The organism is Lichenifustis flavocetrariae (genome assembly GCF_026130545.1).
GTDB lineage: Bacteria > Pseudomonadota > Alphaproteobacteria > Rhizobiales > Beijerinckiaceae > Lichenihabitans > Lichenihabitans flavocetrariae.
Genome location: NZ_JAMOIM010000001.1, coordinates 388,540 through 403,363, shown reverse-complemented (window position 1 = coordinate 403,363; position 14,824 = coordinate 388,540). Strand labels below are relative to the sequence as shown.

At 62.3% G+C, this 14,824-nt stretch carries 17 protein-coding genes; 9 read left to right on the top strand and 8 right to left on the bottom strand.

Annotation, left to right across the window (positions count from 1 at the left end; all coding sequences use genetic code 11):
• Nucleotides 1-2 precede the first annotated feature (2 nt).
• Together M8523_RS01855 and kdsA are read right to left on the bottom strand one after the other, a co-directional pair.
• Complete coding sequence (locus M8523_RS01855; protein ID WP_345894214.1) at nucleotides 3-1,058, bottom strand: KpsF/GutQ family sugar-phosphate isomerase; 1,056 nt, start codon at nucleotides 1,056-1,058, stop codon at nucleotides 3-5.
• Nucleotides 1,059-1,079: 21 nt separating this feature from the next.
• Entirely contained in the window at nucleotides 1,080-1,946 is an 867-nt protein-coding gene (gene kdsA / locus M8523_RS01850) for a 3-deoxy-8-phosphooctulonate synthase (RefSeq protein ID WP_282583109.1), read from the bottom strand.
• Between kdsA and M8523_RS01845 the strand changes: the two genes are divergently transcribed.
• A complete protein-coding gene (locus tag M8523_RS01845; RefSeq protein WP_282583108.1) occupies nucleotides 1,945-2,202 on the top strand; it encodes a hypothetical protein in 258 nt (85 codons plus the stop codon). The two genes, kdsA and M8523_RS01845, sit on opposite strands and share 2 nt — an antisense overlap.
• Before the next feature lie 231 nt (nucleotides 2,203-2,433).
• A complete protein-coding gene (locus tag M8523_RS01840) occupies nucleotides 2,434-2,796 on the top strand; it encodes an SWIB/MDM2 domain-containing protein (protein WP_282583107.1) in 363 nt (120 codons plus the stop codon).
• Between the two features lie 41 nt (nucleotides 2,797-2,837).
• On the opposite strand, the gene M8523_RS01835 is transcribed toward M8523_RS01840, so the two are convergent.
• Together M8523_RS01835 and M8523_RS01830 are read right to left on the bottom strand one after the other, a co-directional pair.
• The gene (locus M8523_RS01835) at nucleotides 2,838-3,812 is read right to left on the bottom strand and encodes a S1C family serine protease (protein ID WP_282583106.1); all 975 of its coding nucleotides are present in this window, start codon (nucleotides 3,810-3,812) and stop codon (nucleotides 2,838-2,840) included.
• 21 nt (nucleotides 3,813-3,833) lie between these two features.
• Nucleotides 3,834-4,517, bottom strand: a complete 684-nt coding sequence (locus M8523_RS01830; RefSeq protein ID WP_345894209.1) for a DNA-3-methyladenine glycosylase — start codon at nucleotides 4,515-4,517, stop codon at nucleotides 3,834-3,836.
• Between the two features lie 664 nt (nucleotides 4,518-5,181).
• Between M8523_RS01830 and M8523_RS01825 the strand changes: the two genes are divergently transcribed.
• A complete protein-coding gene (locus M8523_RS01825; RefSeq protein WP_282583105.1) occupies nucleotides 5,182-5,886 on the top strand; it encodes a TetR/AcrR family transcriptional regulator in 705 nt (234 codons plus the stop codon).
• A gap of 54 nt (nucleotides 5,887-5,940) precedes the next feature.
• The gene (locus M8523_RS01820; RefSeq protein WP_282583104.1) at nucleotides 5,941-6,306 is read left to right on the top strand and encodes a response regulator; all 366 of its coding nucleotides are present in this window, start codon (nucleotides 5,941-5,943) and stop codon (nucleotides 6,304-6,306) included.
• A 237-nt stretch (nucleotides 6,307-6,543) separates the two neighbouring features.
• Here the strand turns inward: M8523_RS01820 and ctrA are convergent, their stop codons facing one another.
• Nucleotides 6,544-7,245 (bottom strand): response regulator transcription factor CtrA, encoded by a 702-nt coding sequence (gene ctrA, locus M8523_RS01815; protein ID WP_282583103.1) that lies wholly within the window; start codon nucleotides 7,243-7,245, stop codon nucleotides 6,544-6,546.
• A 667-nt stretch (nucleotides 7,246-7,912) separates the two neighbouring features.
• Between ctrA and fliJ the strand changes: the two genes are divergently transcribed.
• Nucleotides 7,913-8,308: a flagellar export protein FliJ gene (gene fliJ / locus M8523_RS01810; RefSeq protein WP_282583102.1), complete on the top strand. Its 396-nt coding sequence runs from the start codon at nucleotides 7,913-7,915 to the stop codon at nucleotides 8,306-8,308.
• 14 nt (nucleotides 8,309-8,322) lie between these two features.
• Here the strand turns inward: fliJ and M8523_RS01805 are convergent, their stop codons facing one another.
• Together M8523_RS01805 and M8523_RS01800 are read right to left on the bottom strand one after the other, a co-directional pair.
• Complete coding sequence (locus M8523_RS01805) at nucleotides 8,323-9,072, bottom strand: sulfotransferase-like domain-containing protein (RefSeq protein WP_282583101.1); 750 nt, start codon at nucleotides 9,070-9,072, stop codon at nucleotides 8,323-8,325.
• A complete protein-coding gene (locus tag M8523_RS01800) occupies nucleotides 9,069-10,013 on the bottom strand; it encodes an aminotransferase class IV (protein ID WP_282583100.1) in 945 nt (314 codons plus the stop codon). The genes M8523_RS01805 and M8523_RS01800 overlap by 4 nt, the downstream gene beginning before the upstream one ends.
• 178 nt (nucleotides 10,014-10,191) lie before the next feature.
• Here M8523_RS01800 and M8523_RS01795 point away from each other — a divergent pair, with 178 nt between their 5' ends.
• A complete protein-coding gene (locus M8523_RS01795; RefSeq protein WP_282583099.1) occupies nucleotides 10,192-11,247 on the top strand; it encodes a DMT family transporter in 1,056 nt (351 codons plus the stop codon).
• A gap of 36 nt (nucleotides 11,248-11,283) precedes the next feature.
• Here M8523_RS01795 and thyX read toward each other — a convergent pair whose 3' ends face one another.
• Nucleotides 11,284-12,219 carry an FAD-dependent thymidylate synthase gene (gene thyX, locus M8523_RS01790; RefSeq protein WP_282583098.1) on the bottom strand — a complete coding sequence of 312 codons (936 nt, stop codon included), beginning with the start codon at nucleotides 12,217-12,219 and terminating at the stop codon, nucleotides 11,284-11,286.
• Nucleotides 12,220-12,273: 54 nt separating this feature from the next.
• Here thyX and M8523_RS01785 point away from each other — a divergent pair, with 54 nt between their 5' ends.
• The 3 genes from M8523_RS01785 (at nucleotide 12,274) to M8523_RS01775 (ending at nucleotide 14,717) form a co-directional block, all read left to right on the top strand.
• Nucleotides 12,274-12,783, top strand: a complete 510-nt coding sequence (locus M8523_RS01785) for a GNAT family N-acetyltransferase (RefSeq protein WP_282583097.1) — start codon at nucleotides 12,274-12,276, stop codon at nucleotides 12,781-12,783.
• On the top strand, nucleotides 12,783-13,289 hold the full coding sequence (locus tag M8523_RS01780) for a dihydrofolate reductase (protein WP_282583096.1): 507 nt from the start codon (nucleotides 12,783-12,785) through the stop codon (nucleotides 13,287-13,289). The genes M8523_RS01785 and M8523_RS01780 overlap by 1 nt, the downstream gene beginning before the upstream one ends.
• Nucleotides 13,290-13,454: 165 nt before the next feature.
• Nucleotides 13,455-14,717: a multidrug effflux MFS transporter gene (locus M8523_RS01775; protein WP_282583095.1), complete on the top strand. Its 1,263-nt coding sequence runs from the start codon at nucleotides 13,455-13,457 to the stop codon at nucleotides 14,715-14,717.
• Nucleotides 14,718-14,824: the final 107 nt, after the last annotated feature.

Genomic DNA, 14,824 nt, shown 5'->3' with positions numbered 1-14,824 from the left:
GGTCAGGAGAGACCCGCGGCGACGAGGTCGTGCATGTGCAAGATACCAACGATCTGGTCGCCGTCGAGCACAGGAAGAACCGAAATGGGCCGCGAGCCGCCATTCATGAGGTCGAGCGCAGCGCTCGCCAACATGTCGGGATGCACGCTGCGCGGCGCAGGAGTCATGATCTCGCGGGGCTGACGCCGCAGCAGATCGTTATCAATATGACGCCGTAGATCGCCGTCGGTAATGATGCCTTGCAGCCGGTCAGCCTCGACGATTAGGGCGCATCCCAGACGGCCGGACGACATGGTCATCAACACGTCCTTCATATCGGCCCCAGGCAGGACGATGGGGATGCGATCCCCGGCCCGCATCACCGAGCTGACCTTGAGCAGGGCCGCTCCAAGCTTGCCGCCCGGATGGAATTGCCGGAAGTGGCTCGGAGTGAAGCCGCGGCGCTCGAGCAGCGCGATGGCGATCGCGTCGCCGAGGGCGAGTTGCATGAGCGTCGAGGTGGTCGGCGCAAGATTGTGTGGGCAGGCTTCGTCGGTCTTCGGCATCACCAAAGCGACGGTCGCGGCCCGGGCAAGAGCACTCGAAGGCGCTGCCGTCATGGCCAGGAGGGGAATGCGGTAACGGCCGGCGTAATGAACGATATCTCGCAGTTCAACGGTCTCGCCGGACCAGGACAGAGCGAAAACGATGTCGTCACGGGTGACCATGCCGAGATCGCCGTGGCTCGCTTCGGTCGGGTGAATGAACATCGACGCCGTCCCGGTGGAAGCGAAGGTGGCGGCGAGCTTGCGTCCGATATGACCACTCTTGCCGATACCGGTGACGATGACGCGGCCACGGGCCTCAAGAATGAGATCGACGGCTTTGGCGACGGCTTGGCCGAGGTCGCCAGCCACAGCGGCCCGCAGGGTCGTCAAACCCCGTAGCTCGACCTCCAACGCCCGAAGAGCACTGGCCTGCGTCGATCCGGGCGCGACACCCTGCTGTGGCGCCGCCATCGCCGGTTCCACCCAGGCACTCGATCCAACCACGTTCAGCCCTCCCATGATCCTCAGCACCTCTGCCAAGCCCGCCCCGCCTTAACGAGCATCTGAGAGGCGGCGCGATTTCGCGACGGCATCAAACGCTTGCAGATCCGCCAGGAGGTCCTCGAACCGGGAGAGCGGCACCATGTTAGGACCGTCCGAGGGGGCACTATCCGGGTCAGGATGGGTTTCGATGAAGACCCCGGCCACGCCGATCGCGACCGCGGCGCGCGCCAGAACCGGCACGAATTCCCGCTTGCCGCCGCTCGCGCCGCCAAGCCCTCCGGGTTCCTGCACCGAATGGGTGGCATCGAAGATGACCGGGGCGCCTGTCCGCGCCATGATGGGAAGCGCGCGCATGTCGACCACGAGCGCGTTGTAGCCGAAGCTCGACCCGCGCTCGGTCACAAGCACGTCAGAGCCGCCAGCCTGCGTGAGCTTGGCGACGACATGTGCCATATCCCAAGGGGCCAGGAACTGGCCCTTTTTGACGTTGACGACCTTCCCGGTCCGCGCGGCGGCAATCAGCAGATCGGTCTGGCGGCACAGGAAGGCGGGAATCTGAAGGACGTCGACAACCTCGGCAAGCGGGCCGCATTGCTGCGTTTCATGCACGTCGGTCAACACCGGCAAGCCGAAGCGCTCGCGAATCTCGGCGAAGATCGGAAGAGCTGCCTCAAAGCCGATGCCGCGCGTACCTCCGAGGCTGGTTCGGTTCGCCTTGTCGAAGGAGCTCTTGTAGACGAGGCCGATCTTCAGCCGGGCAGCGATGTCGCGCAGCGCCTCGGCGGTTTCAAGCGCATGGGCGCGGCTCTCCATCTGGCAGGGGCCGGCGATGACGGCCAGTGGAAGGTCGGAGCCGAAAACGACCGAACCTACACGCACGACGGCGTTCGGATGCGATCCAGGGGAAGCGTTCATGACGACCTCAGCCAAACAAGAGGGCTTTATAGCACCGATGCTCCGGCAATTTCACGGCAGGATTTGCCGCTCTGCCCGCCAGGAAGACGGACCGCGGCGCGGGAGCGACGATCTGGCGGATTTGGCGGTGGAAAACTGGTGTGGGCAGGTCCGCTATCTTGCGTTCGACCCCGTCGACCCTAGAACCTCTTCTTATCGGGTCATTCGGCATCTCGATCAGGGCATAGTTGCTCTTTTGGCGCTGTCCGGTACTTGAGACGTCGCTTTGAGCGTTGTCTTGCTTGCGCATCAAGCGCTTGTGAGACAGAACGGAAAAGCATCGAGGCAGCGGAAAGCTCGAACTCAGAGCGCGGGCCGATGGTCGCGATGTTGGAGAAAAACGTCCCCAGACGTGCGTCCGTGCCGCGCTCGTTCGGGAGGCCTAAGATGTCGAGTTTGTTCAAGCAGGGCGGGATCTGCGCGTCCGCCATATTAGGAGACAACTATCATGGCGACCAAGCCAGCTAAGCCGGCCGCAAAGTCGGAGACCAACAAGGCCAAGAAGGACGAAGCTCCGAAGGCGGCCAAGAGCCCCGCCAAGGCCGCCGCCGTTCCGCCCGCGAAGAAGGTCAATGCAGCGCTGGCCAAGCCGCTGAAGCCATCGAACGAACTCGCGGCCGTCGTCGGGAAAGATCCCCTGCCCCGGACCGAGGTGGTCAGCAAGGTGTGGGAATATATCCGCAATCACAACCTGCAGAATCCCGAGAACAAGCGTGAGATCCTCGCCGACGATAAGCTGAAGGCGGTGTTCGGCAAGGACAAGGTGACGATGTTCGAGATGAACAAGCTGTTCTCAGCCCATCTGAGCTGACACACGAAAAGCGAGGGCGGCGACGCCGACCCTCGCTTTGATCAATGCGGCTTCGGCGTTTTCAGGTAGCTCTGGCGGTCCGCGGATTTCACACGAAGATCGAAGGCATCGCCGTCACGCTCGATTTTTAGGTCGACCGTCACGCCGGCTGGACCGAGCGCCCACAGGCTCCGGTAGAAATCAGCGAGATTCGTGATTTCCATTTCGCCGGCCTTTTTGACGATATCGCCTCGCTTCAGACCAGCACGCTTGGCAGGACCATGTTGTGCAATGTCCAGGATGACGACACTTTGGTCGTGCTCCTGCGCGAAAACCCCGAGCCAGGGACGTGGTTGCCGAGCAGGACGGCCTGCGACCAGATTGTCGAACACCGGCGTCAAGAGTTCGACAGGGACAATCATATTGAGCGGCCGAACCTCACCGCCACGGGCTTGATGCTGCAGTTGCAGGGAGCCGATGCCGAGCAACTCTCCCTCGCTGCCGATCAGACCCGTGCCACCCCAATTTGGATGGGCAGGCGAGGTGAAGATAGACTCTTCGATGAGGTATTCCCAATAGCCGGCAAATTCCTGCCGAGCGACGATCTGGGCCGCCAGCGCGCGCCGCCGACCGCTTCCCCCCGCGACGATGACCTGATCGCCAGGAGCCGCATGCCGGGAATCACCAAGGCGAATCGCCGGAATGTCGAGCGTTTCGAGTGCCTGCACCAGTCCAAGCCCGGAGGCCTGATCGACACCAAGAACATGGCCATCGACAATCTGCCCTCGGGCAGTCCTCAACGTCACCTCACGGGCCTCAGTGATCAGATAGCCGATCGTCAGGATCAAGCCACTGTCGCGGATCAAGACACCGCTTCCTGCCCGCTCCGTTCCCAGCATACCGGCCGTAAACGCGGTGTCAGGGATCTCGGCCTCGAGCGCGACGACAGACGCTAACGCCTCATCGAGATCGAACGTGTAATCACGTGGCCTGGGTCGCGCCTCCGGCGGCACGCTCCATTCGTCATCATCTGCCAAGACAACCCTCGTGCTTTGTCATCATTCTGATTTCGGACGTGAGAACCTCGATGGCAAGGGGCTTGAGCAAATCGCCGCGCTCACTGGCCGGGACCGTGTCTGAAAACCACGGCTGAGATATGGTGACTCGCTTAAGCCAAAACGCCAAGGCGTCTCCGCCCCTTTGCTGAGCCCGATCCGGGGACCGACCACGATCGCGGGCGCTGCGATCCGATCGACGATCTGAAACGGCGTCAGCAACACATCCATTCCATCATGCAGTCCCGAGATCCCGAGCGCCTGGCACAAGCGACCCGGGCCGCGACAAAAGTCGCGAATGCTGTCCATTCCCCGCCGGATCCGCATGGTGGCGAGCCCTTCCGTCGGCGCGAGGGCACGGATCAGAACGGCGTCGCCTGGTGACCCGCAGGCGATGTTGAAGCACCAATGTAATCCGTAAGATCGATACACATAGACTCGGCCGACCGGACCGAACATCGACCGGTTGCGTGGTGTCGGGCCGCCAAAACTGTGAGAAGCGGGATCGTCCCGCGTGTAGGCTTCAGCTTCGACGACGAGACCTCCGACCCCGCCCACGAACAAGCCCACGCCTATCAGTTGCTCGGCCACCACGGGCGCGGTTCGAGTGAAAAAGACTTGCGCATGGACCGAGGCTTCGGTCGAGGCCCCGGCCGTCCGCTCACTGTAGTCCAAGGCGTGACTCACCAAGTTGCGCCAGGGCGTACGGCACCCTCGACGACATCCTCATAGGCTTGCACACAGGCTTTTCATCGGGCCCGTTCACGCGGATCTCCAGGATTGGACTTCCACAGCTTCTTGGGTCCCGGCGGGCGGGCGCCAGGGAGGGGGGACGGATGTAACTGCCTTCAACTCCAGTCTGGCGCGGCGAGGAACCCACAGTCTCAAGATTTCCACCATATCAGCCTCAACGAGCGGAAGAAGCCCCATCACGCCTTTCGCAGGGGTGGTCCGAAGGATGCGCTTTGAGCGGGAGTGAGGGCGAAGGGCGCCCATTCTGGCGAGCGTTTCGCGAGTTCGGATCGGGTGCCTCCAGGGCAGGAGGCGGCGCCGATCGGCACAGCCCGTCGGGCGCGGTTCCCAACCTGCACATCGATCAAGGCGGAATCGCGCCTTGTGCCAGGCGACACTTCTGCACCACTCGTTGCCCGCACATCCGGACCCATACTCTACCGCTCTACCCCCGCCTAGATCTTGTCACAGCTTTCCCTCGCGGCAGCCTCAGTGTCGACCGCCATGATCCAGGATTCAGCACCTTCGTTCACCAATTAATCGAAACAAAGCACGAACACTCTTGTCTCACTCTCCTTCTGGTTGTATTTATTTTTATATTGTACTTCAGGATGCAGCGATGGTGATGACAAAGCGGACGCAAGGTCGGCCGCCACGAGACAGCGGCATTAACGGACGGGAAAAGCTTATTGAAGCCACACGCCTCTATCTTCAATCAAGTCGCAAACTCAGTCTGACGCGGAGTGAAATCGCTCAAGGATGCGGTGTCACGCCGGCCCTCATCAGCTATTATTTCAAAGATAAACGAAGCCTTCTTGACGCCGTAACCAAACCGTTGATCAAGGACTACCGACTGAGAATAAATGCGATAATGGACGAGCCCGCATCGGCTTCGGAACGCATGCGGCACATAATCCGGCTCCTTGTCGAGTTGAGCACGGACAATGCGTTCCTGATCGACCACCTGCTCCGGGAACTCGCTTTGGATCAGCTGGAAGCCGAGGACCGGGCAGCGTTCGACCTGTTCCACGACGTGGTGTCGACGCTGATTGTCGAGCAGATGAACACCGGGCTCTGGCGTCCGTCGGACCCCGTTCTCGCCGAGTTGGCTCTTTGGGGCATGTGTCGAGCCCTGGGAGAAGCCATGCGTATGCCCGCCGACCCGCTGAGCTTGAGGGGCGGTGACGAGGGCATTGAGGCAAAGATCGACTACATCTATCGGTCCTTCGCAGCGGACACGAATCCAACCCTGCCCGCGCGCCCTGTTGCCTCCGCCCGGAACGGCAAGCATTCAGGGGTTGTTCAACACTCCATGGAAGAGTGAACGCCGATCCGATTTCATCCTCAAGCGCGAGTCGGCGCCTTTCGAGACAGAGATATGACGCACGTTCTTGTTGTCGACGACTCCCCGGTGATCCGGAAAGTCGCACGGCGCATTTTCGAAAAAATGGCCCTGACCGTGTCGGAGGCCTGTGACGGTCAGGCTGCACTCGGCACCTGCACGGCGCGGATGCCCGATGTTATCCTGCTCGATTGGAATATGCCGGTGCTCGACGGATTCGGCTTTTTGCAGGAATTGCGCAGGATGCCGGATGGCGGAGGACCGCTCGTCATTCTTTGCACGACAGAAAACGACGTCGCTCACGTGGCACGTGCCCGCCATGCTGGAGCGAACACGGTTCTGCTCAAACCTTTCGATCAAACGATCCTGAAAGCCAAATGCCAGGAATTGGGCATCGGATAGAAATCTGCCGGGTTCGCCCTGAAGCGCGCGAGATGACAGCGTCGAAGGAATAAGACGGATCTGTCCCTTGGGCGGCGCCGTGCTGTTCCTCGACGGTCCGGCCGACGCGAATCTCTCTGCGACGTCGCTCCCGATCCATGGTGCTTGTGGAGCAGACCGAGATGGAGCCTGAGAGCCGCACATGCGAAAAGCCGCCTCCCGATGACCGGGGGCGGCTTTTCGCAACATGACCTATGTTCAGGCGGTGATCCGCTCTTCCGCCTCATTGGGCTCACGCAACACATAGCCGCGTCCCCAGACCGTTTCGATGAAGTTCCGGCCATGGCTCGCATTTGCCAGCTTCTTGCGCAGCTTGCAAATGAAGACGTCGATGATCTTCAGCTCGGGTTCATCCATTCCGCCGTAGAGATGGTTGAGGAACATCTCCTTGGTCAGGGTCGTGCCCTTGCGAAGCGAAAGCAGCTCCAGCATCTGGTATTCCTTGCCGGTCAGATGAACCCTGGCACCGGACACCTCGACGGTTTTCTGGTCGAGGTTAACGATCAGGTCCCCGGTCGCGATCACAGACTGAGCATGACCCTTCGAGCGCCGGACGATCGCGTGGATACGCGCTACGAGTTCGTCCTTGTGGAACGGCTTCGTGAGATAATCGTCGGCTCCGAAACCCAGGCCTTTGACCTTGTCTTCAATCCCAGCCAGGCCGGACAGGATCAAGATCGGGGTCTTCACCTTTGCCACACGAAGCGTCCGTAAGACCTCGTAGCCAGACATGTCAGGCAGATTGAGGTCCAACAGGATGATATCGTAGTCATAGAGTTTACCGAGGTCGATACCCTCCTCGCCGAGATCGGTCGTGTAGACGTTGAAGCTTTCACTCTTCAACATCAACTCGATGCTCTGCGCGGTGGCGCTGTCGTCTTCGATCAGTAGAACGCGCATAAATGATCCCCACCATTGTCCCGGGTGGCGTAGTTCTGGTCCACTGACCACGACGGCGCCCGGGCGGCGCGACGTGACGCGGAGGTCACCGGCCGACCGGACCGATGACCGAGACCTAAACGAAACTGGTTAACAAACTTCCATTCGACCCTGGACCGAACGCCACACCGCGCATTCAGCGCTCTGGCGTTCGTGCCACATGGTTGGCGGGGGGACAGGTGCTCGACAGGCGGAGCGATCGTCATGATCGACCCCGTTTGGACGGAGCAAAACAAGCCGCGACGCGCTCGTTCAGCTGTCGCGATTTTGAATGATTGCGTTCCGACCTCGATCACCACCGCTCTAGGCCACCCGATACATAACCGAAACCCAATGTTAACGAGAGAGGTAAACGCCAAGTTTACGCCATACTCGTGAACGCCCGCGCGGCCGGTCCAGATGCGACTTAGCCAGCATTTCACGCCACCCAAGCCACGATTGTTGCAAAAGCGCCACAGAGCTGGCGATCCGAAGCCGTTCGGCGATTCACATGGCCGCCTGCTCCATTCCTACCGTGTGGCGTAAGGAAGAAGCAACTTGCTTCGGCGATGGTAACCCTGTCTCGCGGAAGTCGTCGGGGACCTTCGGGTTCCTACTTGTTCAAACTCGCGTCTTGGAGTTTCTGCGTATGAAGTCGCGGGATCATATCGTTCGCCTCAAACGCTTCCAGGTTGAGGAGCGTCGTCGTCGGGTTCAGCAGATCGAGTATATGATCGCTGATTTTAACCGGATGGCGACTGACCTCGACCGGGAGATCACCACCGAGGAGACTCGGTCGGGCATCACCGATCCGTCCCATTTCGCCTATCCGACCTATGCTCGGGCCGCGGCGACGCGTCGGGACAATCTCAAGCGATCGGCAGACGAGCTCAAGGGTCAGATGGCCGAAGCCCGCAGCAATCTTGAGGCCGCCGTCGACGAGTTCAAGAAAGCCGAATCGCTCGATGGCCGGGACAAGAATGCGGAACGCGCGGCTGCCGCACGTTCGGAGCCCGATTTTCCGCTCAGTCTCGCAGGAGCCTGACGCCGAACACCGCATCAGGAGAGCTTGACGCCGATCCGATGGCGCGCCAGCCGCTCGTAATAGGGCTGCGCCGCCTCGGCGATCGGCTTCAAGTCGTCGCGCAACTCGGCGAAGGCCACCTCGGCGCGAGGAGGTCCGAACCCAGTCGAGGCTTCAACCTTGTCGTACCAAGCCGGCGCCCAGGCGCCGTCCGAAGGTCTCGGTCCCGCAGGCCACGCCAACATGGCGGCATCGAACGGGATGCCGCAGCGTCGGCAAAGCGCACTCAAGGCCGACTGTGGAGCGGCAAGGACGTCCGCTCCTTCAAGGACCGGCGGAGCCGCTCCCAGCCGGTCGGCTACCCTCTCGAAAATCTCGACCTGCTGCGGCAAGCCGATATCGGCGAGGGTCACCTCGGCGCGCCGCTCGACGTATGAGGCCAGCACCGCCTCCGGGCGCCGCACCAAGAAGGCATTGGTGACCTGATCGAGCCAGTTCCGATCGAAATCCGGCAGCATGTGATGGGTCATGTGCTTCTGGTACCAAATCGTCTGTCCGTCCGGCACGGGCCCCAGAAGAGCCGCGATGACGGCCGCAGGGTCATGCGGCTGACTTGCGAGCACGGCGTCGCGCATCGGGTGGTTCAGGCCGGTCGCGCGGAGGTAGGCGGCATAGAAGGGCTCGTCGCTGACGCTGGTGTCGGATCGGTTCTCGAATGACCGCATCATCGCGGTCGATACGTTGCGCGGGCCTGACCACATGGTGATGCGAATGACGTCGGTCACCGCAGACGTTCCTGCTGTGCGGCATCCTGGCGGATCAGGTCGCGGTACAGGTCGCGCAGACGCCGCGTGATCGGGCCGGAGGCGTCGTCCGCATCGCCCAGCATGGGCAGCGGGCGCCCATCGACACTGGCGACGGGCGTCAGGCCCGCAAAGGTGCCGGTCACGAAGGCCTCCTGAGCACCATAGACGTCGAATAGCGAGAAATCACGCTCGAAGACCGGGATGCCGCCGGATCGAGCCGCCGCGATGACGGCGCCGCGCGTGATGCCACGAAGGCAGAAGCCGCCTCCAGAGGTCCACACTTCACCATCCCGGACGATGAAGAAATGCGTTGAATTGCACGTCGCTACGAAACCGCGGTCGTCGAGCATCAGGGCCTCGTCGGCGCCGGCCTGGGTGGCCTGGATGCAGGCCAGGATATCATTGATCTTGGAATGCGAATTGAGCTTGGGGTCCTGATCGGCCGGCCCCGTGCGGCGCACATGCACCGTAAACAGCGTGATCCCTTTGGCGAACATCTCGGGACGTGGCTGCTTCCATTCCGGAATGATGACAATCGTGGCCTGACCGAGCGACAGGCGGGGATCCTGATAGGGCGAGCGCTTTGGGCCTCGGGTCACCATCAGGCGGATATGGACACCGTCCTGCATCTCGTTCGCGGCAAGGCAGGCGGCGAGACGGGCGGCCAATTCGGCGCGGGTGAGGCCGATGTCGATCATCAGCATGCGGGCGCCATCGTACAAGCGGTCGAGGTGCGCGTCGAGAAAGGCTAGCCTGCCGTCGACCAGCCGCAAGCCTTCCCAGACCCCGTCGCCAAGCACGAAGCCGGAATCGAAGACCGACACCTTTGCGTCGTCGCGCGGCACCAGCACGCCATTGACCGAGATGAGAACCTGATCGTTGCGGGGATCCCCGACGTAATCCTGTGTGCCACCCGTCATGCTGTCCCTCAGCCTCGCCGCGCGGAGTGACACGCATCCCCGGGCTTGTCGAGCGCCGACTCCAAGCCTGGTGAATGCGCGCCACGCAAGTCTGACATGCAAGGCCGATCCGTTAACACTCTGGTGAGATCCAGCTTGCAGCGTCACGCCATTCGTCTCTCGCCGTAAAGGCTTCCGCTTGGCTCCGCTCTCCTCGGCTCGTCTGCGTCCCGAAGCAGAGGAGGTCCACGCGATCGCGCAGCCGCAGGCGCGCCTGAGCCTTGTTCCACTCGCGCCGAAGGCAGAGAGTACCGCGTCCCGGTCACTGTCGAAGGATCGAACCCTCGCAGGCATCGGCGCGCTGCTGCTGAGCACGCTGCTGTTCCCGATCGCCGATATGATCTCGAAGACGCTGGCGGTCACCTACACGGGTCTCGAAGTTGCCTGGATGCGCTATGCGGTCCTGGTTCTCGCCGTTGCGCCGATCGTTCTCCGCACGCCGAGCGTGTTGCGTGCCGCGCGACCGCTTCTTCAGGTCTCACGCGGCTTGGCAAGCGCCATTTCGACAGCCCTCGCGCTCGTCGGCTTCATGTTTCTGCCGGTCGCCGATTCGACGGCCATCGCGTTCTGCGCCCCCCTGATCATCACCGGCCTCGCGGCTTGGATCCTCAAAGAACACGTCGGCTGGCAGCGCTGGGTGGCGGGCGGGGTCGGCTTTGCCGGCATACTGATCGTCGTGCAGCCTGGAGGGGGAACGTTTCAAGCAGCTACGCTGTTTCCGCTTTTATCGAGCGTCTTTTCGGCTCTCACCGTGATCACGACGCGTCTCAGCCGGACAGAGCGGACGGAGACGACAATCGTGATCTCCGCGTTCGTAGGCTTTTTGGTCTTATCGGGCGCCGCGCTGCCCGGCTGGAAGACGCCGGATCTCACGGGGCTCGGGTTGGGGGGCATCATGGGGCTGCTGGCGGCCACGGCCATGGTCCTGCAGATCGTCGCCTATCGTTGCGCGCCCGCGTCACTCCTGGCGCCTTTCAGCTATGCGCAGATCCCGTTGGCGATCGTCATCGGATGGCTGGTGTTCGGCACCGTCCCGAGCATGACGATGATGATCGGATCCGCCATCGTGATCGGCAGCGGATCTGCGATTGCCTTGCGGGAGAGCGTGACGTTCGCGCGGCCGCGCCGGCGTGGTTGGAGCTCCGTCCGCCGGGACCTCGAAAACCTCGATCCGGCCCACCGGGCAACAGCCTGATCTCCAGGAATGACGTCGACCGACGACATGCAAGGATCAGCTTAGGCCGAGACCAGCCGCGAATTCCCGCCATTCACGCGGCGGTAGGCCGCTCGTCTCTTGCGTTACCCGCTCCCCGGCAAGCAGGCGCTTCACGATCTCCACCGCGGTGCGTGACAGCGTGAGCGCACCCATGCGGTATTCCATAAAGGCTTCGTGGGAGAGGGGCACCCAACGTTCAGTCAGGCCAAGCAGCACGTCGGCATAGACACGAATTTCATATTGTGCATGCGCGTCCGCACGCAACCTCATGAAATTGAAGAGATTGTGCAGGTTCGTCTTCCAGTACCACTGGGTGTACATGTTCAGCGTGAGGTTCATCCGCGCGAGTTCGCGGGCCAGGCCGCTTCGCTCCGGATCGGCGTCGTTCTCGTTGAGCATCCAAAGATAGTCGCGATAGTTTCGGGACGCGTCGTCTCGGAGGAGATCGAGCACCTGCGCGGCTTCCGATCCTTCCAACAGCTCGCTCCGTCCCTGGCGGTTGCTGCTTGATTGGGCCGCCAATTGGGCGGGCGCCGGAATGTAGAACTCCTCGTCGAGAACCGAGTAGCGCGCCGAATATTCGTTCACGCTCGACGTCCGATGACGGATCCATTGACGCGCCACGAAGATCGGCAGCTTCACGTGCAGCTTGATCTCGCACATCTCGAAGGGTGTCGAATGCCAGTGGCGCATCAGATAGCGGATCAGCCCGCGATCCTCGCTGACCTTCTTGGTGCCCCGTCCATAGGAGACGCGCGCGGCCTGCACCACGGCGCCATCGTCACCCATGTAGTCGATGACCCGGATGAAGCCGTGATCGAGCACCGGAAAAGCCTCGAACAGCACCTCCTCCAGTGCCGGAACGGTGGCGCGGCGCGTTTCGAACCGATCCGCCCGCGTGGCGTCGATGTCCTGACGCGCCTCGTCGGTCAGTCCCTTTCGCTGATCCACGTCCCCTACCCCGAATGTTGACCTTCGCGCGCTCCGGCCGCTAAGCCGTCGCCTATGACCTCTGCTCTTAACACGACGCCGGGCCGGGTGGCCATTCGTCCCGCCCGACCGGCCGATATTGAACTCGTGCTGCAATTCGTCCGCGAGCTTGCGATCTACGAGAAGCTGGAGCAGGACGTCGTGGCGACGGCCGGCGATTTCGCCGCGGCCTTGTTCGGACCGCAGCCGCGCGTGTTCTGCGACATTGCCGAATGTGACGGAGACCCGGCCGGGTTCGCGCTCTGGTTCTACAGTTTTTCGACGTTTCGGGGTCGTCACGGCCTGTATCTCGAAGACTTGTTCGTCCGCCCCGACTTTCGGCGGCACGGGATCGGCAAGGCACTCCTGCGGACTTTGGCGCATCGCTGCGTGGTGGAGGGATTGCCGCGCCTCGAATGGGCGGTACTCGACTGGAACACGCCCGCGATCGCGTTCTACCGGAGCCAAGGCGCGTCATTGCAAGACGACTGGACGACCTGCCGCCTGACGGGTGACGCTCTGGCTGATCTCGGCCGAGCCGGCTGATGCGGCCGATCGTGCTGATCGCGGCCGTGGCCCGCAACGGCGTCATCGGCAGTTCCGGCCATATGCCTTGGCGGCTGCCGGGCGACCTCCAGCATTTCCGGGCCGCCACGCTGGGTCGACCGGTCATAATGGGACGGCGAACTTTCGCGTCGATCGGGCATCCCCTTCCAGGGCGTTCGACTATCGTACTGACGCAAGACCCAGGATTTGTGCCGGCCGGCGCGATTGTCGCGTCCAATATCGGTGATGCCGTCGAGAAAGCCGATCGTGCCGCCGACCGCCTCGGCGCGGACACACTCATGGTCGCGGGAGGCGGCATGATCTATGCCGCGTTCATGCCGCTGGCCTCCCGCCTGTCGATCACCGAGGTGGACATCGAGCCCGACGGCGACGCCAAATTCCCGCCGATCCATGACCGCGAATGGTTCGTCGCGGCTCGGATCGCGGCGACGCCTCACCCTGAAGACGATGCCGCTTACAGCTTCGTGACCTGGAACCGCCGCTAGCCGCTGTTGCAGAGCGGCCACTTGGCCTGACTGGCGCGGATTTTCCGCCGGCTTGCCCGACCGCCACCACATTCGCCCCGCAAGAAAGGGCGATCCCGCCTCGCCGGCCAAGTCCACGCGGTTTTCGCGTCGCATCCACACGGCTTGGCGTTCCAGACGATGGCCATGACTCAGATCGCACTTTCGGTACAGTCTCGCGCCGAGACGACGCCACATCCTGGCATGGGTTTCCGGCAGTTCGTCGGGCTTGTGGCGGCTTTGATGGCCGTCAATGCCCTGGCAGTCGACTCGATGCTGCCGGCTCTTCCCGCCATCGCCCATTCGCTCGGGCTGCCGGTCGGCAACAAGCAGCAGTGGATCGTCACCGTCTATCTTCTGTCCTTCGGCTCGTCGCAGATCGTCTACGGCCCCCTCGCGGACCGTTTCGGCCGCCGTCCAGTGCTGATGGCGGGGCTGATCATCTATGTCGCCACCAGCATGCTGGCCGCGATGGCCGGTTCGATCGAGATGCTGCTGTTTGCCCGCGTCTGCCAAGGCATAGGGTCGGCCGCGACACGTGTGCTCGTCGTGTCGATCGTCCGCGATTGCTACGCCGGCAATCAGATGGCGCGGGTCATGTCGCTGGCCTTCATCGTGTTTCTTGCCGTACCCATCCTTGCCCCCTCGATCGGCCAGATCATCATGCTGGTCCTGCCCTGGCGCGGAATCTTTTGGGCCCTGGCGCTGTTCGGACTGGTTGTGACACTCTGGGTGTGGGCACGACTGCCCGAGACCATGCATGAACGTGACCGCCTGCCCATCGCACCCGGCCGCATCTACGACGCCTTCCGGGTGACCCTGACGAACCGTAGCGCCGTCGGCTATATGCTGGCCATGACGTTCATCATGGGCGGCTTGTTCGGCTTCATCAATTCGGCCCAGCAGATTTTCGTCGAGACGTTCCAGGCGCCGCGGCTGTTCACGGGCATCTTCGCCGGCATCGCGTTCTTCATGGCGCTGGCATCGCTGCTCAACTCCCGCGTGGTGGGCCGGGTAGGAACCCGTCCGGTGTCGCATTGCGCGCTGCTCGGCTATCTGGGAATCGCGTTCATCCATACGGCGCTGGTCGCGAGCGGCCATGAATCGATTGTGACGTTCGCGATTCTGCAGGCGGGCACGATGTTCTGCTTCGGCCTCGTCGCATCGAATTTCGGCGCTCTGGCCATGGAGCCGCTCGGCCATATCGCCGGAACAGCATCGTCGATCCAGGGCTTCGCCACCACTGCGGGCGGAGCTCTGCTGGGATTCGTCATTGGACAACATTTCGACGGCACGACGTTACCGCTCGAAATCGGCTTCCTGGTCTATGGACTCGCGGCCTTCGCGCTGGTTCTATTCTCGGAGCGTGGCCGTCTTTTCCGTCGCGTGGGCGCGCGAGGCAGCATGTAGCCTGTCAGGGCGAACCCGTTTACTGGATTGAGATAATTAGAAACCCGGCACTGCCTCGACGATTGCTTTTAAGAGCGAAACGTTTTTCAAACACTGCGAGTGTTCCT